The sequence below is a fragment of the Eubacterium aggregans genome, assembly GCF_900107815.1.
GTDB classification, from domain to species: domain Bacteria; phylum Bacillota; class Clostridia; order Eubacteriales; family Eubacteriaceae; genus Eubacterium_O; species Eubacterium_O aggregans.
In genome coordinates this window covers 67,031-90,133 of record NZ_FNRK01000008.1, presented here as the reverse complement: position 1 = coordinate 90,133, position 23,103 = coordinate 67,031, and the positions used below count along the sequence as shown (strand labels likewise).

20 protein-coding genes are annotated in these 23,103 nt (G+C 48.2%); 2 read left to right on the top strand and 18 right to left on the bottom strand.

The window, feature by feature from the left end:
• Positions 1-5 precede the first annotated feature (5 nt).
• The 14 genes from BLW33_RS06235 to BLW33_RS06170 all read right to left on the bottom strand — a co-directional run bounded on the left by BLW33_RS06235 (position 6) and on the right by BLW33_RS06170 (position 12,016).
• Positions 6-305, bottom strand: a complete 300-nt coding sequence (locus BLW33_RS06235; protein ID WP_090242606.1) for a EutN/CcmL family microcompartment protein — start codon at positions 303-305, stop codon at positions 6-8.
• Between the two features lie 8 nt (positions 306-313).
• The gene (locus tag BLW33_RS06230; protein ID WP_242911608.1) at positions 314-1,171 is read right to left on the bottom strand and encodes a flavoprotein; all 858 of its coding nucleotides are present in this window, start codon (positions 1,169-1,171) and stop codon (positions 314-316) included.
• Positions 1,172-1,193: 22 nt separating this feature from the next.
• Positions 1,194-2,018: an ethanolamine utilization protein EutJ gene (eutJ, locus tag BLW33_RS06225; RefSeq protein WP_090306507.1), complete on the bottom strand. Its 825-nt coding sequence runs from the start codon at positions 2,016-2,018 to the stop codon at positions 1,194-1,196.
• Positions 2,018-2,677 carry a phosphate propanoyltransferase gene (gene pduL, locus BLW33_RS06220; RefSeq protein ID WP_090306504.1) on the bottom strand — a complete coding sequence of 220 codons (660 nt, stop codon included), beginning with the start codon at positions 2,675-2,677 and terminating at the stop codon, positions 2,018-2,020. Before pduL ends, eutJ begins: the two co-directional genes overlap by 1 nt.
• A 37-nt stretch (positions 2,678-2,714) precedes the next feature.
• On the bottom strand, positions 2,715-3,152 hold the full coding sequence (locus BLW33_RS14465) for a BMC domain-containing protein (RefSeq protein WP_090242602.1): 438 nt from the start codon (positions 3,150-3,152) through the stop codon (positions 2,715-2,717).
• A gap of 11 nt (positions 3,153-3,163) precedes the next feature.
• Positions 3,164-3,532, bottom strand: a complete 369-nt coding sequence (locus BLW33_RS06210) for a glycerol dehydratase reactivase beta/small subunit family protein (RefSeq protein ID WP_090242600.1) — start codon at positions 3,530-3,532, stop codon at positions 3,164-3,166.
• A 1-nt stretch (position 3,533) separates the two neighbouring features.
• A complete protein-coding gene (locus BLW33_RS06205) occupies positions 3,534-5,348 on the bottom strand; it encodes a diol dehydratase reactivase subunit alpha (protein WP_090306501.1) in 1,815 nt (604 codons plus the stop codon).
• A gap of 83 nt (positions 5,349-5,431) precedes the next feature.
• The gene (locus BLW33_RS06200) at positions 5,432-5,932 is read right to left on the bottom strand and encodes a diol dehydratase small subunit (RefSeq protein ID WP_090306499.1); all 501 of its coding nucleotides are present in this window, start codon (positions 5,930-5,932) and stop codon (positions 5,432-5,434) included.
• Between the two features lie 12 nt (positions 5,933-5,944).
• Positions 5,945-6,601 (bottom strand): propanediol/glycerol family dehydratase medium subunit, encoded by a 657-nt coding sequence (locus BLW33_RS06195; RefSeq protein WP_090242593.1) that lies wholly within the window; start codon positions 6,599-6,601, stop codon positions 5,945-5,947.
• An 18-nt stretch (positions 6,602-6,619) separates the two neighbouring features.
• The gene (locus tag BLW33_RS06190) at positions 6,620-8,281 is read right to left on the bottom strand and encodes a propanediol/glycerol family dehydratase large subunit (protein WP_090306496.1); all 1,662 of its coding nucleotides are present in this window, start codon (positions 8,279-8,281) and stop codon (positions 6,620-6,622) included.
• A gap of 43 nt (positions 8,282-8,324) precedes the next feature.
• A complete protein-coding gene (gene pduB / locus BLW33_RS06185) occupies positions 8,325-9,110 on the bottom strand; it encodes a propanediol utilization microcompartment protein PduB (RefSeq protein ID WP_090242589.1) in 786 nt (261 codons plus the stop codon).
• 23 nt (positions 9,111-9,133) lie between these two features.
• Positions 9,134-9,409 carry a propanediol utilization microcompartment protein PduA gene (gene pduA, locus BLW33_RS06180; RefSeq protein WP_090242587.1) on the bottom strand — a complete coding sequence of 92 codons (276 nt, stop codon included), beginning with the start codon at positions 9,407-9,409 and terminating at the stop codon, positions 9,134-9,136.
• Between the two features lie 287 nt (positions 9,410-9,696).
• The gene (locus BLW33_RS06175) at positions 9,697-10,764 is read right to left on the bottom strand and encodes a response regulator transcription factor (protein WP_090242585.1); all 1,068 of its coding nucleotides are present in this window, start codon (positions 10,762-10,764) and stop codon (positions 9,697-9,699) included.
• Positions 10,757-12,016, bottom strand: coding sequence for a sensor histidine kinase (locus BLW33_RS06170; RefSeq protein WP_090306494.1), 1,260 nt, complete (start codon positions 12,014-12,016; stop codon positions 10,757-10,759). The genes BLW33_RS06175 and BLW33_RS06170 overlap by 8 nt, the downstream gene beginning before the upstream one ends.
• Positions 12,017-12,248: 232 nt before the next feature.
• Between BLW33_RS06170 and BLW33_RS06165 the strand changes: the two genes are divergently transcribed.
• Together BLW33_RS06165 and trmB are read left to right on the top strand one after the other, a co-directional pair.
• Positions 12,249-13,238, top strand: a complete 990-nt coding sequence (locus tag BLW33_RS06165) for a biotin--[acetyl-CoA-carboxylase] ligase (RefSeq protein ID WP_090306490.1) — start codon at positions 12,249-12,251, stop codon at positions 13,236-13,238.
• Positions 13,239-13,251: 13 nt separating this feature from the next.
• Positions 13,252-13,929: a tRNA (guanosine(46)-N7)-methyltransferase TrmB gene (gene trmB, locus BLW33_RS06160; protein WP_090306487.1), complete on the top strand. Its 678-nt coding sequence runs from the start codon at positions 13,252-13,254 to the stop codon at positions 13,927-13,929.
• Here trmB and BLW33_RS06155 read toward each other — a convergent pair.
• From BLW33_RS06155 to BLW33_RS06140, 4 genes are all read right to left on the bottom strand, one after another.
• On the bottom strand, positions 13,874-15,823 hold the full coding sequence (locus tag BLW33_RS06155) for an NAD(+) synthase (protein WP_090306588.1): 1,950 nt from the start codon (positions 15,821-15,823) through the stop codon (positions 13,874-13,876). The two genes, trmB and BLW33_RS06155, sit on opposite strands and share 56 nt — an antisense overlap.
• A 417-nt stretch (positions 15,824-16,240) precedes the next feature.
• Entirely contained in the window at positions 16,241-17,866 is a 1,626-nt protein-coding gene (locus tag BLW33_RS06150) for a CTP synthase (RefSeq protein ID WP_090306485.1), read from the bottom strand.
• A gap of 183 nt (positions 17,867-18,049) precedes the next feature.
• Positions 18,050-18,643: a type II secretion system protein gene (locus BLW33_RS06145; RefSeq protein WP_090306482.1), complete on the bottom strand. Its 594-nt coding sequence runs from the start codon at positions 18,641-18,643 to the stop codon at positions 18,050-18,052.
• A 30-nt stretch (positions 18,644-18,673) separates the two neighbouring features.
• Positions 18,674-23,101, bottom strand: coding sequence for a bacterial Ig-like domain-containing protein (locus BLW33_RS06140; RefSeq protein ID WP_090306480.1), 4,428 nt, complete (start codon positions 23,099-23,101; stop codon positions 18,674-18,676).
• Positions 23,102-23,103: the final 2 nt, after the last annotated feature.

Below are 23,103 nucleotides of genomic sequence, written 5' to 3'. Positions count from 1 at the left end.
CCCCCTTAGTTTACTTTTTTATCGAAATCGGCGGTTTGAATTTCATCAACAATCCCGACAATGGTCATATCCAAAGGAGTATGTTTATCGCCATAAACATAGCGGGCAGTACTCCCTGTCGTCACGATGACGGTTTCCCCAATCCCTGCACCAACGGTATCAACCGCAATGGCTGTGGACTGGCTTGAATACTTTTCAAATTCGCTGGTTTCATTAATCTTCTTGATAATCATCAGTTTACAACCCACCAGATGTGGATCTTTTTGGGTTGAAACGATGGTTCCTACGACCTTTGCTAAATGCATGTTGTCACCTAAACCCTTTCAATACAGATACCAAGTTCCTTCGCTGCGTCCTTGGCGTACTCTGTAATAATGGCATTGGCGGACACCTTTACGGCTTTTCTACCGCGATTTTTAATAATATCGACGCGGCTAATGATGCGTTTCGTGGTCAAGGGATCCTCAGCGAAGGGATCCGGGTTCATCACTGGTGCTGGTGCTTCCAGCGCCTTTTCCGGTACAGCACAAGCTGTCGGCTTCAGCACTTCTTTTTTTGCTACCTTCCCAGCAGGTGTTCCCACACAGGCATCATATAAATCTTCGGCTGCGACCAGCCGCATTCCGTAATTTTTAAGAGCGCGCAAATTGTTTTTGAGCAATTCACGATATCCATCAGACGAGTTTCCCATCCCAAGCTGGGCACGGGTTGCATTATCCGGACAGGCCCCATCAACCGCACAAATAAAGGGGGTCCCTGCCATTAACCCATGGTTAATGAGGGTCAGCATTTCATTATCACACACACCCGTGGCAATTTTTGCCGCCGTGTTGACGGTTGTCGATGCAATGATAATTTGATCCACATCTGCATAGAGTTCTCTCTGTGGCGTTTTGGTCTGGCTTGTATGGATTTTATCCACACCCAGTGTTTTTCGAATATAGTCCTCTGTTAATACACAGAGCGCTGCATCTGAAAGGAACACTTTCAACTGCCAGCCATCATCCTTTAGCTTTACCAGAGAATCCATCGCCTGTTTAAAGCCGATGGCAGCACCGGAAAAGCATACCAGCGCCGTCTTTGGCCTATTTTTAATTCTTCTGATGACTTCATCAACAACCTTTTGGATGAAAAGATCCATAAAGGCTTCGCTGTTAATCAGTTCATTCATGTCCAACTTAATCACCACATTTCTACCCTTGACAATTAAAGGCTATTCCTAATGGCGTTACCAACAAAGGTTCAACCGGCTTGACCGTTTTGATTCCAATTTCCTTTTCGAAGACCTCTTCGAATTTATCAAAGACGCAGGCACCGCCTACGACATAAATGGTATCAACGTCATACCCCTGAATAAAACGATGGACGATGGATGCCATTTTTTCAACCACCGGCTTAATAACCGGGAAAACCTTCCGCTGATCATCATGTTTTTTCATCTCTTCAGCCTCTTCAAAGCTGACGTGGTAAGTACCGGCCAGAACCAGACTCATATGGGTCCCGCCAGTAGCCTCATCTGCCGTAAAGATGACCTCCCCATCCTTTAAGATGGAAATCCCTGTTGTGCCGCCCCCGACATCAACCACTGCCCCATTCTGAATCCCCAGAACAGTGGCCGCAGCCGTCGGTTCGTCAACGACATTCGTAACGACGAAATCGGATGAATCCACAACATTTGCAATGATTTTTGTATTCCCTGACATGATTCCTGGTGGAATAGCTGTTGCCGCATTGGCATAGCTCAGGTCTATCCCCAAAATTTCTTCAACCTGGGCCTTCAGTTTTTTAACGATGGTGACCGCACCGATATAATCGACCACAATACCATCCCTAACCACTGAAGCGCCCTGGGTTGCGCCTGCAATGGGGCGGTTGTTTTCATCCACGACGGCAACAACGATATTTGCAGTTCCGAGGTCGACGCCCACCTTCAAATTACCTTGATATGGGTTAGATTTCTTTGATCTGATTAGTTCATTGAACTCCAATATAGTGTCGTTACCGCTCTTCCAGTCCATTATTTCTCCTGTTTCTTCAGTACTTTCAGCAGGTCTCCATTGCTTAAGCCTGCGGCATTCGCTTCGTCCGTATCAAGATGCATTTCATAGGCAAAATCCGGAGATACCCGCACTAATACATCTCTAAACAGAAGCGGACGCAGGCCGGATGTTTCAACACCGACACAGTCCTTGTCTTTTAGACCAAGGGCATCTGCGATTTCCGGTGTCATGTGGATATGACGCAGAGCAATCATCACCCCATTTTCAAGCGCCACTTCACCACAAGGACCAACAAGCTTTACACCCGGAGTTCCGTCAAGCTGACCGGATTCCCGGATAGGTGCTTTAATCCCTAAGCTTCTTGCATCTGTCAGAGACATTTCAATCTGAGTCTTTGGACGTGCTGGCCCTAAAACACGAACCTTTGGAAATTCTCCTTTAGGTCCAACAATCTTTACTATCTCTTCACAGGCAAATTGACCTGGCTGTTTTACATCCTTTAAGTTGGTAAGCTGATGACCTTTGCCAAAGAGTGTTTCCACATCTTCTTGAGTTAGATGGAGATGCTTATTAGAAATCCCTAAAGGGACTCGATTAGGAGCATCCTTTTCTGCCATCAACCGTTTAACGGTATTAATGACAATCTGCTCAATAATTTGTCTTTCCATTTCGTTCATTGCTTACACCTTTTCTATTACGCTATTCGCTAACAGATTATTCTTCGTTTTCTTCCTCTGTCGCTTCTTCCCTAATTTCTTCTGCGCACGTCACCTTCACAGGTTCTTTGGTGGCCCGTGTAGGTTTTAATTGGTCATACTTACTGAATGCCCAATAATAATCCGTATCACAGGTGTCCTCCGGGTTAAAGCCAAGGGTTTGATTGTTATAAATCATCGGAGCCAGTCCATCGGCCGGTCTGGGGATCACTTTTACAGAAAACACTCCCCGTCCGCGGTCACAGGCGGCACTTGCCGCCTCGCAGGCTGCCTTAACGGCGCCCACATCACCGAGCACCTTAATGGTCTGCATCCCGTCACCTTTGCATGCTTCCATGCCCAGGAGTTCAACATTCGCTGACTTAACCGCAGCATCTGCCGCTTCAATGGCTGTCGCTAAACCGATGGCCTCAATTAAGCCCAGTGCTTGTTTCATGTCTTTCCTCCTTACTGTTCCGGGTTCCCGACATCTTTAAAAGGCATCCTTTTGACGAGTCGTGCTGCATTTGCACCAATATTTCGTAATGTAGTCTCGTCGCTTCCAGTAGAAACAATGAACAGAGGTTCATCTTCCTTTAACTTAATATACTGTAAAACGATTTGATCGCTGATGCCAATGCCAACTCCCAAATGGGATGCCTCTGCGGCCTTATAGGCCAATTCCACAGCAGCCTTTTTATCCTTTTCTTCTAAAGAAAAGGGAAGGCCTTCCTCTTCAATTCCCAAAAGAACTTCAACAAGGATGTCTTTAGGAACGGTATTCTTTACATAGTATACTTTAATCTCAGGTTTTGGAGCCTCAAAATTGACGTTCATTTCATTCACCTTCGCCGTAAGATAAAACAAGTCCCGTGGCGACGGCATTTCTTGGCCCTTCACAGGCACGGATATTTGCACGCCCAGCTACAATAGAGTAACGTGACAGCGCATCTGTAACCATTTGTGGAACCTCGAAATCGAGTGCTGAACCACCAACCAAGGTGACGAATTCCATGTCTCTTACGTTGCCCGTCGGGCTGACCCTCTCCAGTGATCGGATCGCGTTGACGACAAAGACTTTTTCCTTAGCATCCCGGCGCACCTGCTTGATGCGTTCCAGGGAGTGGTTTCCAGGAACCGGAACCATGCCGTTAGGCGTTAAGATAACCACCCGGGCAAATGTCCTCGGGTCCAATGGTGTGTCAAAAAACTGAACGGTTCCGTCTTCATGACGAATATGGAAAAGACTTTCAACCTTTGCAAGCGGATACTTCTTGATGTCCTCCGGTAGACCCATATCATCAAACCCCAGCTCAGAACCAATCAACATGGTTACCATGTTGCCGGCACCAGCCAAGTGGATGGATTTGATCTCACCAGCCCTGTTAATAATTGCCGCATCCGTTGATCCTGCCCCCATATCGATAATCGCCATCGGCTTGTTCGAACCCGGAGTCGTCAGCGCACCGCGGATAGCCATATCAGCTTCCACACCACCAACTTCAACTTTAACTCCCAGCTCTTTTTCAAGCTCTTCAGCGATCATGCTCATTTGCAGGCGATCTGCTTTAACCATGGCCGCGATACCAACAGCGTTTTCCATGGAAAACTCTTCAGCAACGCCCCCCCGTACACTTTGAGGTACGAAGGTGTCCACAGCCAGCAAATCCTGAATCTTGATGTTTACGGGTGATTGTCCAGTAAGGTTTGACATAACCTGTCGCACCTTTTCCAACATTCCCCCGGCATTTGTTCCGGGTTCTCCCTTAATGTCTTCGACGGGAGCCACACTTCTAATGGCCTCCATGATGACTTCTGCGCCTTCATCCACATTCACAGTTGCCTTTTTATTGACACCCTGAATAATGATTTGACCAGCGGGGATTTTACGTTCCTTAACATCCCCTGCTGGTGTCTTGATGACAACAGCGGAGCGATTACCGATCAGTGCCCGAGATACAGGCACGACCTGCTTGGTTTCTTCCGGAGATAAATCAAACACTGTAGCAATCCCATAGGGATTGGAAAGCTGTTCGACAACGGCGCCAGGTGAAGCTACTTCAACGGCAGCCCGCATACCTAGCGGCACCTTTTCGATTAGAGCCACTTCATCAACAATGGGAATTGGCTTTTTCAAACGGTTATTAATTAAAACGCCATCATCTCTTTGGACAATGGCACCATTTACGTAAATGCCGTTTGCGGCGGCCTCATTAATCATACGGGATGAGTTTTCAAAGTCGATTTCACGCGGTATAATCGCAATAACCGAATCCCCCTTCTTCGCATTCTTAATGTCCCTTATGTTCACCGTCACCCCAACACCGGTTCCCAGGCCACCAGGGGTGGATGGATTATGTCCGATCATTGTGGATTCTGTGATTATTGTTTCAGTAATGGTTTCCATTGCCACATCCCCAATAACAGGAGCGGCTTCGTTAAGGCGAATCAAATCAACGTCTTCTACAGCTAAGTTGACTTTATCGAGGGCTTGCTTTAAAGAGGAGAAGACACCATGGATATTCTGTCTCGTTCCCTTGATTCCTGTTGTCGGTACAATACCGCTGGAAAGGAATTCAGGTGAACCGGAGGTAATTCTTGCCAAGGCAGTTTCTGTACTGGCATTACCAATGTCTATCCCTGCTACTATCATATATCTTCCTCCAAACAGTCTCTTTATGATGAGACCTACAGGCAGGGAAAGTCCTGCCTGTAGGATTTAAGCGAATAATCCGCTTATTTAAATTCCTTCGTTCTCTTACGAGCGTATCCAACTTCAGCAGCTTCAGCAACTAATGAAGCAGAAATCGGAGCATTGTACTGTCCCTTTAATTCTTCTGCGATTGCTAAAAGTTCTTCTTTAGTGGACTTGTAAGGTCTCAGTGCGTTGTAGATTTCCAGTAAGCGAGCATCAGGAACTGCGATAAGTTCAGCTGCTCTTCTTAAGTTACCAGCGAAAGCGTCACGTTTAACGGATTCAGCAACCTGAGCCTGGAGTTCCAGGGTTTCAGGACGGATTCTTAAGTCTTCAGGGCTTAACTGGCCAGCTAACAATTTGTCAATGGTCAGGTCTTTATATGCCTTGCCGGTTGCGGAAACGATGAGTTCAGGTCTCTTGTCCCCGATTGGGTAATCAGCAGCGGATAAAGCGCCTGCTGCTGCAGCGGCAGGTGCAGCGGCTGACATAGAAGACATAACTTGTTTAACGATCTGTTCTAACATTTGTTCTTGAGTCATTCTCTCCACCTCCTATTTGAATGTTACTTGCATTTCAACGGCTTTTTTACCGTTGACAACATGTTCAACTTCCTTCAGATAAAGGAGAGCTGCACGTGCCTGGTATGCCGGACGAGCCATCTGGTCATTCCGTACAGGAACAGGATTCGGGCTTTCGCCTTTGGCATACTTAGCAGCATTCTTACCGATTGCACGATAGGTGTCTAAGTCGATCAGAGGACACTGGGAGAACAGTTCCAGGTTAGACAGCTGGGGTAAATCTTTCTGGTGGATGAGGCAGGTACCACGAGATTGAATCCCGATAGCAACGCCAGAACCGGAAAGTTCAGCACAGTCATGTCCAACAACAGCAACGTCGCCAGAACGATAAACCTTAACCACGCGGTATTTCATACCTTCTTCTTCGATACCAGCGATCATTTCCTTTAAGATCTTAGCGTGTGGTACGCCAATGATGTTAACGGTCTGAGCGTCTGCAAAAGCAGCGGAGATACCGATGACGACTTCGTCAGCAGCGGTTCCTACGGAAGCTTCGCCAACAGCGGTGAGTTCGACACCTTCTGCGGCAGCAGCCACAGGAGCAGCAGCCGGAGCTGCAGCGGGGGCGCCACTCATTTCTTTTAATACATCTTCGATGATACTTTTAAGCATTTGTTCGTTAATAGCCATTCTATACACCCCTTTCCACTAAATTGTTGCCGGGTCATCTGCCCATGGAATATTCTGGATTTCCTGCCATCTTTCATCACTGATCTGGTAGCCAGTTGCAACACCATGGTAGGTGTTCGGGTAGTTGACAGCGGAAATAACTTCGAAGTCAGATGATAACTTGGAAGCGGTGTGTAAGTAGTCGCCAGCGCACTTCTGTAACTGAATGTTAAAGATAGATTCAGCAACGTCACGCATGCCGCCACGATCCAGAGCTTTGATGAAGTCAACAGCAGTTGCTCCACGGCCCAGAAGATCATCAACAGCTTTAAGGTCAGCAACGACATCACGGTCAGGCATATCCTGAGAACCATTAGCATAGGTTGCAGCTTCAACTTCAGCATCGGTGATTTCGGTCAGGCCTAATTCTTTGAAGATAACCTGCATTGCACGAGCAGCTTTAGCACGAGCAGCAACAACGGTATCTTCATCAGCAGGCTGTAAACCGGCATCGATCTTAAGGTCACGCTGGATAACGTTCCAGTCATCATAGTCTTCTGCATCCCAGTTGGAACCAGCGAACATATTGTCGTAGTTCGGAGTTGAGGAGTAACCAGAACAGATATAGTCAGTACCAGGTACCATCTGCATCAGGGAACGGGCACATCTTCTCAGATCAGAGTGCGTAAATGTCTGGTCATTGGAAGAAGCACATTCGAGGTCTAAGCAGGCTGCCAAAAGGTTTTCTGCCAGGACTTCGCGGATACCACCGGGGACACCAGCGGGAACACCGATACAGGAAACGGAACCATTCTGAGTCCCCTGGACGCCAGCACCCTTGGTAACATACAGGCAGCGAGCTTCAAGGTACAGCATGGATTTACCTTCGGCATAACCCATCTGAACTTCAGAACCGGAACCGGAGGTGAAACGCATCTTCAAACCACGGGAAGCGTAGCAGGATGCTAAGAATGCTTTAGAGTAAGGCGTATCATCACCATCCATGAAAACAGGTTCTGTACCGTATACAGAAATGGTTTCAGCGTAAGCGGTGTAGCCTCTCATCCCTAAGTCAAGTTCAGTTGCTTCTTCAACAGCACACTGGGTTAAGATACCAGGACGGCCAACATTGGCGCCAATCATGATAGCCAGGGCGTTGAATGGTGCGTAACGAGCGATACCAACAGTTGTTTCCATTTCGTCGAAACCACGGATAGCAGCTTCAGCAGCATCCGCTGCGATTTGGATCATGTTATCTTTAACGTTGGTAACGTGGCACTGGTTGGAAGGCATGATACGGGCACGCATTTTGTTCTGTGCCATCATCATTTCCAAAACAGTCATTTTGTTGAGTACATCAACGATTTTAGCAGGAGTGATGGAAGTCGTAATATCGACAACTTCAGCTCTGGGTACGTGGATGTCAACTAATTTGTTGGCGATTTCCAGGGAATCCATTGCCATATATTCTTCTGCTTTGTCCAGACGGATACCATAGTTTGCGATGAAGGTATCCAGCATATCGAATTCAGCTCTGCATTTGCCGTCCATTTCGACGATGGTGCCGTTTTCGACCTTGATGCTAGGGGTAGGATCCCCAGCACTGTTCATCGCGATCAGACCAACTTCAGGCCATTCTTTAACGAAACCGTCCTTTTTTACCGGACGTGCATCTAAAGCTTCAAATCTTTTTGATCTCATTGTCATTCCTCCTTGATTTATCTTCAACTAATCCAATTTCAACTTAGATGTAAGGAGTAGTCGTAGACGGGCAAGGTCCACCTAAGGCTTCGAGGGCTTGTTTACCAATTTCACGTGCAGCATAAACAGCCTGACGCACAGCACCAGCATCCCCACATACGAAGATAATTGCTTCGTTGGAGTATTTGGTACCACCATTGTCAGGTGATGCAAAACCAATGAGTTCAACGTTAGCAGCTTTCAGGGCACCATCGCTCATGAGAACGCCGATACCAGCAGGAGCACCAACGATAATAGCGAAAGCTTTACCGATAGGAGCGCCGAATACCATGTTACATGCGAAAGAAGCACGAGCGGTGTACTGGAATTCCAGATGGCCAGCATCGTTGCCATAGACATCGCCGAAGGTTCTGTTTAAGTCATTCAAAGCGACTTCAACAGCACGTTTTGCATCGGAAACATCTTCTGCACCGAAGATACACAGGGAACCATGGCCAGCGCCACCCTTGGTGTCACGGGCAAATTCACAGATAACCAGTTCGGTGTTTGTTGCTTTAACAGCTTCATCAGCTGCGAAAACCTGAGGACCAGCACCAGTACGAGCGGAGAGGATACCGATAGAACGATACTTAGGATCGATCTTCATTGCTTCATGCAGGTTAGAGTCTACATTAGCGATAACGAAACCGATTGTGTCGCCAATAGCGGTTCCAACGAATTCAGTTAAACCACAAACACCAGTAGCAGCTGCACAGGTACCTGTTTCTTCAACTTCGTCCATTTTCTTCATGACTTCTTCCATCAATTTGTTCATTAAATCATCTTTCATTAATTCACACCTCCATTAATTTTTTAGAAACTGGGCAACATTTTTTCCACATCTTGATGTGGTCTTGGAATCACATGTACTGAAACGACCTGACCGACCTTGTCTGCAGCTGCAGCACCTGCGTCAACGGCTGCCTTAACCGCTCCCACATCGCCACGCACCATTACGGTTACGAGACCGGATCCGATTTTTTCGTATCCTGTGAGCTCGACATTAGCAGATTTGACCATGGCATCTGCGGCTTCGATACAGCCGACGAGACCTTTAGTTTCAATCATGCCTAAAGCTTCATTAGTCATAAGCTTCGTCCTCCTTGGTTTGAATATTATTGTTACTGTCATTATTTTAAACCATAACCCCGGGTAATTACTTGCACTATTATTATAAAAAATCCTTGAACGCCCCATTTTCAGGGCGTTTACACATATTTACATAAACTTGCAAAACATTCTTTTTTACACTCTTTACAAAATCATGATGTCTTCATAAAACCACAAAAAGAGAAGGCGTTTTTTTGTGTTCATCTTATACAATTTTGTCCTTCTAAAAAAGGGATACCTTCCTGACGGATGGTATCCCTGTTCTTTTATTCTTCTGCAGCAGCTGCTGCTGCCAACTTTTTCTTTTCCCGCCGGAATTCCGTGGGGGTGAGCCCGGTGCTTTTTTTAAACACCTTACTAAAATAATTGGGCTCGTGGTAGGATAAATCCAAGGCGATATTGATGATGGGTACATCGGTATTAATGAGCATATCCTTGGCAATTTCAATCTTACGCTCCGTTAAGTAGGTCACAAAATTGACCCCGGTTTCCTTTTTGAAAATCTTACTTAGATAATAGGAACTCATATTCGCATATTCCCCCACCTGATCCAGGGAAATGTCTTTATGGCAGTTTCGGTCGATATAGTTTAGAATATCCTCGATGCTGTTCTTTCGGTTATCCCGGATATCCATGAGCTTATCAAAAATCTTATCGATGGATTTCATGATTTCAACCTTCAAGTCGTACCGATTTTGATAACTGTTAACAAAATGCTGATGGTTATTGCGGTTGCGGAGGGTGCTCTTAATATCATAATTGCAGGTATCCACGCTGACCACATTGAGCTCTTCCATGAAATGCTGGATTTCATGCTGGATGGATATCAAATCGTAGCCATAATAATCGTACAAAATATCTAAATATTCCGTGAGCGCCACCCGAGAATCATTGTACTTCTTCTGCACCACCGCAAAAATAACCTCATTCATCTTCTCATCGAATTTATTCTTGGCATTCACCTTAAGAGAGGTGATCGCTTGGTTCACGGCTTCGATAAGCTGAGCAGGTCGAATGGGTTTTAATAGAAAATCATCCACCTTGGCTTTAATGGCCTGATGGGCAAAATCAAATTCATTGAAGGCTGTAATCAGGATGACCTTGGTATTGGGATCATCTTTTTTAATCTGCCTAAGCACCTCGATGCCGTTCATCTCCGGAATATTGATATCCATGATGACGATATCCGGGGTGGTCTTCCGTATATTTTCCAGGGCAACGGTTCCAGAGGCTGCGGTCCCCACCACATCCACATCATCAGCCTGTTGGGTCAATATCAGTTCAAGGGCTTCGATTTCCAGATGCTCATCCTCTACGATAAAAACTTTATACATTGAGTCCCCTTCCTGGCACGACTTTAAACGGCAGATGGATGACCACTTCCGTGCCGATCTCTACCGTTTCATTGAAACGTACCCCATAATCCTCTCCAAAATAATATTTTAAACGCCTATTGGTGTTGTCAATTCCAATACCGGTTCCGGTTCCTCCTTCTCCGGCTTCATAGGTTCCTTCCATCAATTGGGCTTCCAGTGCCTCATTGATGCCAGGTCCATTATCGATGACACGGATAGACACATAATCCTCCTTCATATGGGCTGAAATCGTAATTTTTCCCCCAGCCACACTGGGTTCAATGGCATGATTAATGGCATTTTCCACAAAGGGCTGGATGGTCATGAAGGGACAGAGCACATCGCTGCAGTCCTCATCCAGATCAATGGTGTAATCCAAACGGTTGCCTAATCGCATTTTCTGGATGGACAGATAATTTCCCACATGTTCCATTTCCTCACCCAGGGTTACAAAATCATTATTTTCCTTTTTAAGGGTATAGCGCATCATATCTGAGAAAGAGTAAATCATTTCCTGGGTCTTATCCGCATTTTCCAACAGGGCTAAACGCCCAATGGTATTGAGCACATTAAAAAGGAAATGGGGATTGATCTGCGCCTGAAGGGCCTTTAAATCCGCCTCCTTCAGTGCTGCCTCAATCTCACTGCGGTGCTTGACCTCCTCCATCAGCTCTAGATTTTTACTGTGAAGCTCCTCCTGCATGATATGGATCATTTGCTTTTCCACCAAATAGTTGGCAATGGTGTATAATAAATCGGCTGAGGCCCGCACTTGGTTCAGCGTTGTCACCAGGGTTTCATCGTGAAGCTTCTGCACCTCAGGATGATCCGAAAAATCCGTTAGCTCCATAGAAGAGCCCATGGGCAGCTTATCCATTTCTTCCTTGGGTATCCGTACCTGTCCCGATAAAATAGCCCCCAGATAATTCCCCTTCACCATGATGGGGACAGCCAAATCCACTAATCCGCCATGGCAGATATAAATGGACGGCTTTCCAGAACGTGCCGATTCAATCCCGCCGTGGGCATCAGAACGATAGCAGCATTCCAGACAATGGGCATCTTCACGGACTTTCAGGCAATACTTCGAAAAATTGCTGTATTTGGTGATGGGGTTCCCCTTGTAATCTACCGTAATGGTGGCAAATCCCGTTGCCTCCGAAAAGGAGTCCTGGATTCGCTGGAGAACATCCACGTCAAACACATCGGTTATTTTTAGCAAGACTCTCATACACACCCCACCAATTTCTGTTCCTTGTTTAAATGGATACTTTTCCGATTTTTACTCTATTATAGCACAGGACTCGAATTTTTATCAGTCTCTTTTCATTTTTCAAGATTTTTTTGTCATCCTCCAGCACTTAATTGACAGAAACCTTAAGTTTCCTTAGTTTTTTTATCCGTTGCCACCGGTTGACGCTCCCTCACCATTCTTATATAATGAAAGAAATCATGGAGGAACTATGCAATCATACCAAGAAGTATTAAAGCTTTTACACGAAAATCAGGGGAATTATCTGTCCGGCGAGGAAATGGGCACTCGCCTCGGGATCAGCCGCGGTGCCATTTGGAAAGCCATCGAAACCCTTCGCCGGCAAGGCATCCGCATCGATTCGAAAAATCGGTGCGGTTACGCCATCCTGGCGGCCGATGGCCGCTTAACCCCATCCGCCATTGCCCTGGAGCTGGGAGACGCCCAAGCCGCCGAGCACATCACCGTGTACGATTCGCTCCCATCCACCAATACCCTTCTTCGGGAGGAGGCTCTGGCAGGGGCCCCAGCCGGCCGAACCATCATCGCCGACACCCAGACCGGAGGCCGGGGGCGGATGGGACGCAGCTTCTTCTCTCCCCCAGGCTCCGGTATTTACCTCAGTGTTCTTTATCGCCCCACCCCCGACAGCACCTTGCCCCAAACCATCACCATGGCGGCCAGTGTGGTTATTGCCCAGGCTATTGAAGCGGTCACCGGGCAGTCTGTTGGCATTAAATGGGTGAATGACCTCTACCTGGATGGACTGAAGATTGCCGGCATCCTCACCGAGGCCTCCGTCAATATCGAAGCCGGGGGAGTGGACCACATGGTCCTGGGGGTCGGCATTAATCTTTACGCCCCAGAAGGTGGCTTTCCAGAGGATATAAAAGATATTGCCGGTTCCCTCTATCCCTGTGATAAGCCTACCGATCCTACCCTCCGCCTACGCCTCACCGCCGCACTCATTAAAGGGTTGTGGCAGCTGGGCCATTCCCGGGGCATCGGGGATTACATCGAAGATTACCGGGCCCGCTCCATCCTCATCGGTGAAGAAGTCATCATCACGGCAGGGAACCGACAACACCGCGGCCAGGTCATCGGCTTTGATGATGCCGGACACCTCCTCCTAGGGAATCCCGATGGCACCGTCCAAAACATCAGCTCCGGGGAAATCACCCTGCGCATCGCTCCCCATTAGAAAGGAAACAACCATGCATCTAAGACCAAAACCTTGGGCCAGACCAGAACTTCTATCCTCTGGTTTTTTCATTGAAGAGCCCTGGACCCTCAAAGGCCGCTGGGCAGAGGCCTTCCCCAAATCCCAGCCCCTGCACCTGGAGCTGGGCTGCGGCAAGGGCCAGTTCATCGCAGAGCTGGCCCATCGTAATCCTCAGATTAACTATCTGGCCATCGACATGATCGACACCGTGTTAGGACTGGCCAAGCGTCAGATCTGTGACGTCTACGGTGAGGCCCCAGTAGATAATCTGCGGCTGACCGCCTGGGATATCGGCCGGATCGACACCATTTTAGGCCAAGGGGACACCATTGAGCGGATCTATATCAACTTCTGCAACCCCTGGCCGAGACGCCGACACCATAAAAAAAGGCTGACGCATCCGCGCCAGCTCGAAAAATACAAAGCCTTTTTATCTCCCCAGGGAGCCATTCATTTTAAAACCGATGATGACGCCCTTTACGATGCCTCCCTAGGCTATTTTGAAGACGCCGGATTCACCCTCACCCAGGAAATCAGAGACCTCCACGCCACCCATCCCGCGAACAATATCGTCACCGAGCATGAGCGGATGTTTTCTGAACAGGGGATTCTCATTAAAAAGGCGATTGCCCAATCCGGTCCATTTCATCCATCCACAGCCGCACTTTAGCGTCCGAGGGCATCCGCCAATCCCCTCTGGGGGATAGGGCCACCGACCCCACCTTGGGGCCGTCGGGCAGGCAGGAGCGCTTAAACTGCTGGCTGAAAAACCGCCAGTAGAAATTTCGCAGCCATTTGTAAATCACCCTCTTCTCATAGCGTCCATCAAAGGCCCGGCAGGCCATAAAGAAAATCTTCTCCGGGGCAAAGCCATTGCGCATCACATGGTACAAAAAGAAATCGTGGAGGGCATAGGGCCCCACCAAATCCTCGGTTTTCTGGGCAATCTTTCCCGCCTCATCCGGGGGCAACAGCTCTGGGGACACCGGGGTATCCAGGACATCGTACAAAATCGCTTGGATCGCCCCATCCCCATTCATATCCGCCACATAGCTCACCAAATAGCGCACCAGGGTCTTGGGAATGCCGGCATTCACCCCATACATGGACATATGGTCCCCATTATAAGTGGCCCAGCCCAGGGCCAGCTCCGATAAATCTCCGGTTCCCACAACAATCCCCCCCAAGTCATTGGCCACATCCATCAGAATTTGAGTCCGTTCCCGGGCCTGGGCATTCTCGTAGGTGACATCATGGACCGTCAAATCGTGGCCAATGGCCTCCAGATGTTGAACACAGGCCTCTTTAATGCTGATTTCGTGGAAGGTCGCTCCCAGCCCTTTAATAAGCGCCACGGCATTGTCATAAGTACGGTCCGTGGTCCCGAAGCCCGGCATGGTAATGGCATGGATGCGGTCCCGGGAAATCCCCATGAGATCACAAGCATTCACACACACCAAAAGAGCCAGGGTTGAATCTAAGCCCCCAGAAATCCCCAGGACCATGGGCGGCTCTCCAATATGCTTTAAGCGGCTCACCAAACCCATGGACTGGATATTGAAAATCTCACCACAGCGCACCCGTCGGCTCTCCACATCCGCAGGCACAAAGGGGGATGGATTAAAGGACCGCTCCACTTTGTAGCCATGGCGAATGGTGAAAAACACATCCCGCAGGGGGGCATCCCCATAAAAGGCCACCCCATCCATAAAGGAGGACTGGGTTCTCCGGTCATGGAGAAGCGCCTCCACATCCACATCCGCCACAATGAGCTGATCCTCAAAGGCAAACCGGGTACTCTTGGCCAATAAGGTCCCCTTTTCATACACCAGGGCATCCCCCCCAAAAACCAAATCCGTGGTGGATTCACCGGTACCGCTGGAACAGTACAGGTAGCCCGCATTACACCGGGCGGATTGCTGTTTCACCAGCTCCCGGCGATACTCCCCCTTACCAATGAGCTCATTACTGGCCGAAGGGTTGGCAATAAGCACTGCCCCGGCCACGGACAACTTTCCACTGGGTGGAATGGGCGCCCACAAATCCTCGCACACCTCAATCCCCAGGGCCAGCTCCGGCCAATCCTCGCTGCGAAACAGTAAATCCGTCCCCACGGGGAAATCAAACCCCGCAAAGCTGGCCCATTCCCGTTTCAGAGAATCCCCCGAGGAAAACCACCGCTTTTCATAAAATTCATGAGAATTGGGAACATAGACCTTGGGTACCATACCCAGCAGCTCACCCTGGTTAAAGGCCACCGCCCCATTGTACACCGCCCCATCCACAGGAATGGGGACCCCCAGGATAATCAGCATGTCCTTATCCTTGGACCAGGCCCCAATCCGCCGAAGACCCTCCGCCACCCCATCCATTAAAAGGGACTGGGCAAATAAATCCCCGCAGGTGTAACCCGTCAAACACAACTCCGGGAAAAGGACAATCCCCACACCCGTATCCCAGGCCTTCTGGCATAACTCCAAAATTTTATCCGTATTGGCCACCGTATCCGCCACCGCCACCTGGGGAATGGCACAGGCCGTCTTAACAAATCCGAATCGTTTCATTGTAACCTCTTTTTCCATCAAAATGGTCATTTTTCATGTAAATTCCTTGAAATCCCCATATCTAGTATGGGATATTTTCAATTATAACCGCAAAATAATCCGCCCGCAAGGGTGTCATTTTTAATCCCCATTATCCACAGGTTTGTGGATAACTTTTACCCCAAACAATGCACACCTTCCCAGGCTTTTTTTTGGCTTGCCACGGACATTTTTAACACTATCCACCAAGTTATCCACATTATCCACTGTTATTATCCACTTTTTCCACAAAACTGTGGATAACTTTCGCCAATCCTGTAAATAATTTCAATTTATCCACATCAAAATCCCCCAACCTATATTTTGTGTCAAGGACTTTTTTGAGAAAAAATAACGCCGCAGATCTGTGGTTATCCACAGCCCTGCGGCAGCTCATTTTTACTTCTGATGTTTTCTGGATTCCTGGAACTTAAGCCCCGCTTTCACCAAATAGGCAAATAAGGGGTGGGCCTTATTGGGCCGGGATTTAAACTCAGGATGGGCCTGGGTGGCAATAAAACAGGGATGGTTTTTCAGCTCCACCATCTCCACCAGTACCCCATCCGGCGACATTCCGGAGAACACCAGTCCCTTTTCCGTCAGCTGCGGAATAAAGGCATCATTCACCTCATAGCGATGGCGATGGCGTTCTTCAATGGTATCGGTCCGGTAAATCTTATGGGCCAAAGTCCCCTCGGTCAGCTTACAGGGATAAGCCCCCAGACGCATGGTCCCGCCCATATTCTGGATCTTCTTCTGTTCCTCCATCAGGCTGATGACCGGATAAGGGGTTTCCTCATCCAGCTCAATACTATTGGCCCCGGCCATCCCTGCCACATTACGGGCGTATTCGATAACCGTCAACTGGAGGCCCAGGCATAATCCCAGGAAGGGCACCTTATGCTCTCTGGCATAGCGGATGGCTTCGATCTTGCCCTCGATTCCCCGGTTTCCAAAGCCACCGGGTACGATAATGGCATCCACATCCCCCAAGTACCGATCCACATTTTGCTCATTGAGATCTTCGGAGTGAATCCACTTAATGTCCACCACCGTATTATTGGCAATCCCGCCATGGCGCAGGGCCTCCGCCACGGATAGATAGGCATCGTGGAGCTCCACATACTTACCCACCAGAGCTACGCTCATTTTGTTCTCCAAGCTCTTCGCCTTGGAGACCAGTTCCTTCCATTCCTTCAAATCCGGCTTACATTCCGGCAGATGCAGCTTTTCACAGACCAGGTTGGCCAGTCCTTCCTTCTCTAAAAGCAATGGCACTTCGTAGAGCTCGGACGCGTCTAAGTTGCTCACCACCGCTTCCTTATCCACATTACAGAAGAGGCTAATTTTATCCTTCATGCCCTCTTCCACATCCTTTTCCGAGCGCATGACAATAATATCCGGCTGAATCCCAATGCTGCGCAGCTCCTTAACGGAATGCTGGGTGGGCTTGGTCTTCAGCTCGCCCGCCATCCCCAGGTAGGGCAGCAGGGTCACATGGATATAAATCACATTGTCTGCCCCCAAATCGCCTTTGCATTGGCGGATGGCTTCCAGGAAGGGCAAGCTTTCGATATCCCCAACGGTTCCCCCGATTTCCGTAATGACCACATCCGGATTGGCCGGGCTGTCCGCCACCCGCTGGATGCTTTCCTTAATCTCATTGGTAATGTGTGGGATCACCTGTACCGTTCCCCCGAGGTAATCCCCCCGGCGTTCCTTGGAGATCACATTCCAATACACTTTCCCCGTGGTCACATTGCTGTATTTCCCCAGACTCTCATCGGTAAACCGCTCGTAATGGCCCAGGTCCAAATCCGTCTCTGCCCCATCATCCGTTACAAATACCTCACCGTGCTGATAGGGGCTCATGGTACCCGGATCGTAATTGAGATAGGGATCAAACTTTTGAATGGAAACCTTCATCCCCCGGGCCTTGAGCAGCCGCCCCAGGGATGCGCTTGTAATCCCCTTGCCCAAAGAGGATACCACGCCGCCCGTTACGAAAATATACTTAGTCTTCATCTTGCCTCCCGATTAAAATAAAAAAATCACTGCAAAAGTGGTTTTTTTTTTGCAGTGATGCGTGCAACAATATTCTATTCTTATTGTACCGGATTTTTTGAAAAAGGCAAGGGGTAAATTATTTAAATTTAATCATCACCCCTGTCCATGATACCTGCGTTCATCTCTAGGGATAAGGGTCCATCACTTTATTTTAGTGACTGTCGTGCTGGGACCTCCATATACAGGATCCAACATGATGATTGTCCGATAGCGCCCCGTACGGTCGACATACCAAATAGCCTTAACATGGAAATCCAGATGACTGATATCCGTTCCACTTACTTTGGAATCAATCCACACCTTGGCCGTGGATTTCGCCGTAAACTTTTCTAAATCATTAATATATCGAGTTGAATTCGAATTATACTCTGTAAACTTCGTTCCGACTTCCAACGAATTCTCCTCAGGCGTGTGCCCCTCTTTCGTTATAACCTCTTTAGTAATTCCCAAATCGCTCCCCACAATGGCGATGATTTTTTGAGCATAGGTGGTTTTTAGGGCCGTGTACGCATCTCCGGACAAATCCTTGCCATCGTAAGCCGCATACATTTCCGCCGCCACCCCCTGTGCCGCCACATACACCTCCCGGGCCTCTGCAATAGCCGCCTTTCCCCGGGCATCCTCCACGAAGCCCAGCATAGCCGGTATGGTGAAGGCGGCGATGACGGCCAGGATCACCAGGACGACGATGATTTCAACGAGGGTGAAGCCGGTAGATTTTTTTCGATTCTCCATCGTTTTTTTCTCCTTTCACCTTCCATTCATCTACTCTGATATTTTAAGCGTTGCCGTATTCAGATAAGTATTTCCGTTTTTGCTGGCAGCCGTGATTGTTCCATTTCGATAATTCGCTAATTTGGTATCATAAACCATCACGGTGTAACTTTTGCCGGATTGGATGGCCTCGCTTCCGGTCAGACCATTGGTTGTGCACCAGATGATGGTGTAGCCATAGTCATCGGCGTTGGATATGCCAGAACTGGAATCGTATCCCCCATCCCTAGAATTGGGGACCACAGCCCAGACGTATTGACGATCGATATCCGAAATGTCTGCGGCGCTTGCCAATAGTGTGTTTGTGTTGCCATAAACATATTTATCAGTTATCCATGACCCACCAGTTGCATATCCATCCTTAGAACTCAATACCGCCCCATTAAAGCGATTATTGTTATGCGTAAATCCATTATAATATGTACAGGCATTCCAATACCAAACAGCATAACTCTCACCATACAGCATACTCGCAAGCTTTTGAATACACTGCTTCGCCTTATCATCCACTGGCGGTGCCTCCTGGACGATAATGGAATAGGTCGTCGTGACGCCCTTATAGGTCACCACCACCGTCTGCGCCCCTGCCTTGGATAAATCATACCCAGAGCAGCTGGCCTGGCTGAGGTCAATGTCTTTTGTTGTACTGTCACTATAGGTCGCCGTCAGTATACCACCTTCCGTCGAGAAAGCCTCCCCCGTTTTATACACGGTTTTGGGATAAAAGTATTTTTTTCCGTCATTTTTAAACGCAATGGACTGAATACTATTGGCCCATTTGATACTCGTCCCCTCTGCAGCACCGTACAGCCCTACGGTATCAGCCGTAAAGCATCCCTCCGGAATCGTGGTCGTGTTAGTCTTCCGTGTCCCAAATTGCTGGCCAACACTCATTCGGCCCTCTGCAGTGACTCCGATTTTCGCTCCATTCCCAAGATTATCGGTAACATTCAGTTTCTTAGCTCCCGTTAATAGAACATTACTGACAATTTTTGAACCATCTGTACCACTGGTGTTCTTGGTGATTTGGACATTATCCGCTACATTAAGGGTTGATTTTTCATTGACATAAATGCCGCCAGCACCTTGGGCTACTACATTATTACAAATCTGAGCATTCTCCGACAAAGTCATAATCAACGTTTTTTCACCAGTGCCAATAAGTCCACTGCTTTTACTTCCTTTAATCGCGTTATTGTTAATTTGCACCGTCCCACTTATATTTAAACGTGTATTGGGGTTTTGTCCATCGGTATCCGAATTCATCACGATTGCAGTGGTTTTATCCTCTGTACTCTTACCATTCGCCGTTACCTTTAAGTCCCCCTTGAGGTTTAACGCACTAATATCTGCCGATCGTCCATAGCAATCCATCAGCGCTCCGTCATCGGCATAATTGCCGGTGATACTGCCACCGGTAATGGTTACTGTGGATGCCCCACTGCTAAACACCCCGCCCTGGATGGCGTGGCATCCCTTTATGGTCGTTGACGTTATCTCGACGGCACCACTGTTTGCGGCACGAATGGCCCCGCCGCCGCTTGTGCCGGTGGTCTGCGTGCAAGAGCAGTTCTCAATGGTCGAATTAGTAATAGCGATCGGGCTCGAGTAGGTCGTAATAGCCCCGCCGTACTGGGTGGCGCTGCAATCCTTAATGGTCGTTTTATCCAGCCTAAGCTTTGACGTCGTATCTTTAATATAAATTCCCCCACCAGATCCTGTTGTTCCGGATGCCTGGCAATTCTGTATAGTAGAATCATCAAGACTGATCTGGGCTTTATCGCCCCAAATTGCACCACCCTGGGTATCGCTTCCAGACACTACACAATTCTGTAACTTACTCGATTTTATTTTAAGAGTCGCATTAGAGATGTAAATACCGCCACCATTTCCGGTGCTTTTAAACCCATTCATCGTAACATTCTCAAACGCAACCATTCCGCTGGTTTGATATATGGCCCGGCTATTCGCCTGAGCACTGGTTAAGCTTAAATCTTTGATGGTGGCTGTTTTTCCATCTGCCTTCATCGTAAACAGTGCATCGCCATTGGTGATGCTATCCGTCAAAATAACCGATGTTATCTTTTCTCCTTTGGTAATGGTGATATTTCTATCAATATCAATCTTTGCTTTTACCGTATAATTTGCCTGTAAAATTTCGATGGTATCCCCATCAGCGGCGGCCTTCATGGCATTTTGTATGGCCGAGTCCCCATCATAGGGTGTGATTGTTTCACCATGAAGCAGCTGGCAGACCGGAACGTAGTTCGCACTGTGCCAGACGATTGCTTTATCCCCAATCTCTTTGCCGTACAGCTTGTCATCATCCCCTAATGTTGGATTGATATCCGCAAAGAGCTTGTCGATATTTCTGGCATTTTCTTCTGCGGCCGTGGCAAATTGTTTTCCATTGGCCTCTCGGGTCTTATCCCCCATGGTCACTCCGATACTGGCAGTCTCTGTCAGACCCCCTTCCCCAATGGTCAGGTTCTTATTCCCTGGCAGGTAGAGGTTGCAGGGGCTGGGGGCCTCTACCGGTTGACTGTTTTCTGTAATCTGCACAGTACCGCCAAGGGTGGTACTCGTTCCTCCGGCGTAGATAGCACCAGTGGGGGAGGAACAGCCTGTGATGGATGTATCCCTTATGTTTAGGGAACTATTACTAATCAAATTGATGGCACCACCTTGATTGACAGCGGTACAGTTTTCAATCTTAGCCCCATCTAAGGTAACGGGCGTTGTCGATGATTTGTTGGTTTCTGTAACAACCGATAAGGCTCCGCCATATTGGGCGCTGCACCCTCTAATAACCGTTCCTTCACCCAGTGTCACCAAGGTGGTGCCACCTGCTGCAATGGCACCACCATTGCTTATTATTTCCCCCGTACCACCATCGGAATTAATGGTGCAGTTCTCTATGGTGCTTCCCTTGATACTCAATTCCCCTTCCGTTTTTAAAGCAAAAGCGCCGCCATAAAAAAGGTTTGTTTTAGAAAGCGTAAAGTTTTTTATTGTTGCCCCTGTCACAACCACCTTTCCCTTAGACACATAAGCCACGCGACAGGTCGCCCCTGACGAATTTTCGCCAGTATTTCCACCATCAAGCACAATATTATCCAAGGTCAATGTCGCATTAGAATCTTTAACCTGGAACAGATTACTGGCAGTCTGGCTATTCGTATAAATTCGGGACGGACCCCCGACGATATCCTGGGCGGTCGTAATCGTCACATTCTTACTGATGCCAATCCCTTCATCGCCCCCCCCTGCCGGATTAACTTGAACATCGGGATTCAGCCGATAATTCGCTACTACAATCTGGATGGTCTGATTATCTTTAACGTCTTTTACTGCCTGCTTAAGGGCTGTACTCTCCCCCGATACAGTATCGGTATATTCTGCGACTATACCATTGGCATCAACAATGCGAACCTGAACTAGCTTAACCGTAATTGACTGCCATGTCGCCGTTTTGGTTATATCCCCTTCGGTATAGCTGACGCCAATATCTTTTGTTCCTACACTCTGCATTCCCATTGTATCTGGAGCCGTGATGGTATAATCCGTCACAGGTTTTTGGCTTCCATCGGAGTAGGTCGCCGTCACCACCATTCCTGCCGGATTGAAACTTTCTCCAACATAATAGGTGGTTTTCGTTGGTGGTGTTGTAATGCTGAGTGCGGTCAGTTGAATATTTTCTTTGACATCAATGGTAAAACTGGCCGTTTTCCCGCTATAGCTCACCGTTACACTCTGGTTATCCCCTACCTGCTGCATATCAGGCTTTGAGCACATGGTATTGGTCATCGTGATATTTTTGGTGGTCTGCTTGCCATCCTTATCCTTGAAGGTCACCTCGATTTCTCCACCGGCCGCAGTAAATTCTTCACCTTTATTATAAATTGTTTTTGTGGGTGTCTTCGTGATTTGGATGCTTACCACACTTAATGCGTTTGCACCCTGACATACATCAACAACACCATGCTTACTGCACTCCAAATAAAAAACGACTTGGCCTCCGTCTGCAGTTGGCTTTGTCTTGATGGCGTAAACACCGCCATCCGGACAAAGGCCTGTATATTGCCCATAGGTGATGACCCCGGCATCATCCGACTGAGTGTCCAAGACTGCGGTTTCAATGCCATCCCCCTCTATTGCCCCTTTGGCTTGGAGGACGGTTTCCATATTCGCAATGTCAATGGTACTGCCCGGATTAGCCACCCCATCATCCACCAGCTGGGTGGTGTAGGCCTTGGCCAGATCCGTCCGCTTTGCCTGACAGTCCCGGGCGTGGGCATCCTCAATAAAGCCTCCCAGGGCAGGCACGGTAAAGGCCGCCACAATAGCCAAAATGACAAGGGTAACGATGATTTCGACTAGGGTGAATCCAGCGTTATTGTCTCTATTTTTTTTATTCATAC

Coding starts and splice junctions, on each gene's coding strand:
- BLW33_RS06235 (WP_090242606.1), bottom strand. CDS start 305: ATGCATTTAGCAAAGGTCGTAGGAACCATCGTTTCAACCCAAAAAGAT.
- BLW33_RS06230 (WP_242911608.1), bottom strand. CDS start 1,171: ATGAATGAACTGATTAACAGCGAAGCCTTTATGGATCTTTTCATCCAA.
- eutJ (WP_090306507.1), bottom strand. CDS start 2,018: ATGGACTGGAAGAGCGGTAACGACACTATATTGGAGTTCAATGAACTA.
- pduL (WP_090306504.1), bottom strand. CDS start 2,677: ATGAACGAAATGGAAAGACAAATTATTGAGCAGATTGTCATTAATACC.
- BLW33_RS14465 (WP_090242602.1), bottom strand. CDS start 3,152: ATGAAACAAGCACTGGGCTTAATTGAGGCCATCGGTTTAGCGACAGCC.
- BLW33_RS06210 (WP_090242600.1), bottom strand. CDS start 3,532: ATGAACGTCAATTTTGAGGCTCCAAAACCTGAGATTAAAGTATACTAT.
- BLW33_RS06205 (WP_090306501.1), bottom strand. CDS start 5,348: ATGATAGTAGCAGGGATAGACATTGGTAATGCCAGTACAGAAACTGCC.
- BLW33_RS06200 (WP_090306499.1), bottom strand. CDS start 5,932: ATGACTCAAGAACAAATGTTAGAACAGATCGTTAAACAAGTTATGTCT.
- BLW33_RS06195 (WP_090242593.1), bottom strand. CDS start 6,601: ATGGCTATTAACGAACAAATGCTTAAAAGTATCATCGAAGATGTATTA.
- BLW33_RS06190 (WP_090306496.1), bottom strand. CDS start 8,281: ATGAGATCAAAAAGATTTGAAGCTTTAGATGCACGTCCGGTAAAAAAG.
- pduB (WP_090242589.1), bottom strand. CDS start 9,110: ATGAAAGATGATTTAATGAACAAATTGATGGAAGAAGTCATGAAGAAA.
- pduA (WP_090242587.1), bottom strand. CDS start 9,409: ATGACTAATGAAGCTTTAGGCATGATTGAAACTAAAGGTCTCGTCGGC.
- BLW33_RS06175 (WP_090242585.1), bottom strand. CDS start 10,764: ATGTATAAAGTTTTTATCGTAGAGGATGAGCATCTGGAAATCGAAGCC.
- BLW33_RS06170 (WP_090306494.1), bottom strand. CDS start 12,016: ATGAGAGTCTTGCTAAAAATAACCGATGTGTTTGACGTGGATGTTCTC.
- BLW33_RS06165 (WP_090306490.1), top strand. CDS start 12,249: ATGCAATCATACCAAGAAGTATTAAAGCTTTTACACGAAAATCAGGGG.
- trmB (WP_090306487.1), top strand. CDS start 13,252: ATGCATCTAAGACCAAAACCTTGGGCCAGACCAGAACTTCTATCCTCT.
- BLW33_RS06155 (WP_090306588.1), bottom strand. CDS start 15,823: ATGAAACGATTCGGATTTGTTAAGACGGCCTGTGCCATTCCCCAGGTG.
- BLW33_RS06150 (WP_090306485.1), bottom strand. CDS start 17,866: ATGAAGACTAAGTATATTTTCGTAACGGGCGGCGTGGTATCCTCTTTG.
- BLW33_RS06145 (WP_090306482.1), bottom strand. CDS start 18,643: ATGGAGAATCGAAAAAAATCTACCGGCTTCACCCTCGTTGAAATCATC.
- BLW33_RS06140 (WP_090306480.1), bottom strand. CDS start 23,101: ATGAATAAAAAAAATAGAGACAATAACGCTGGATTCACCCTAGTCGAA.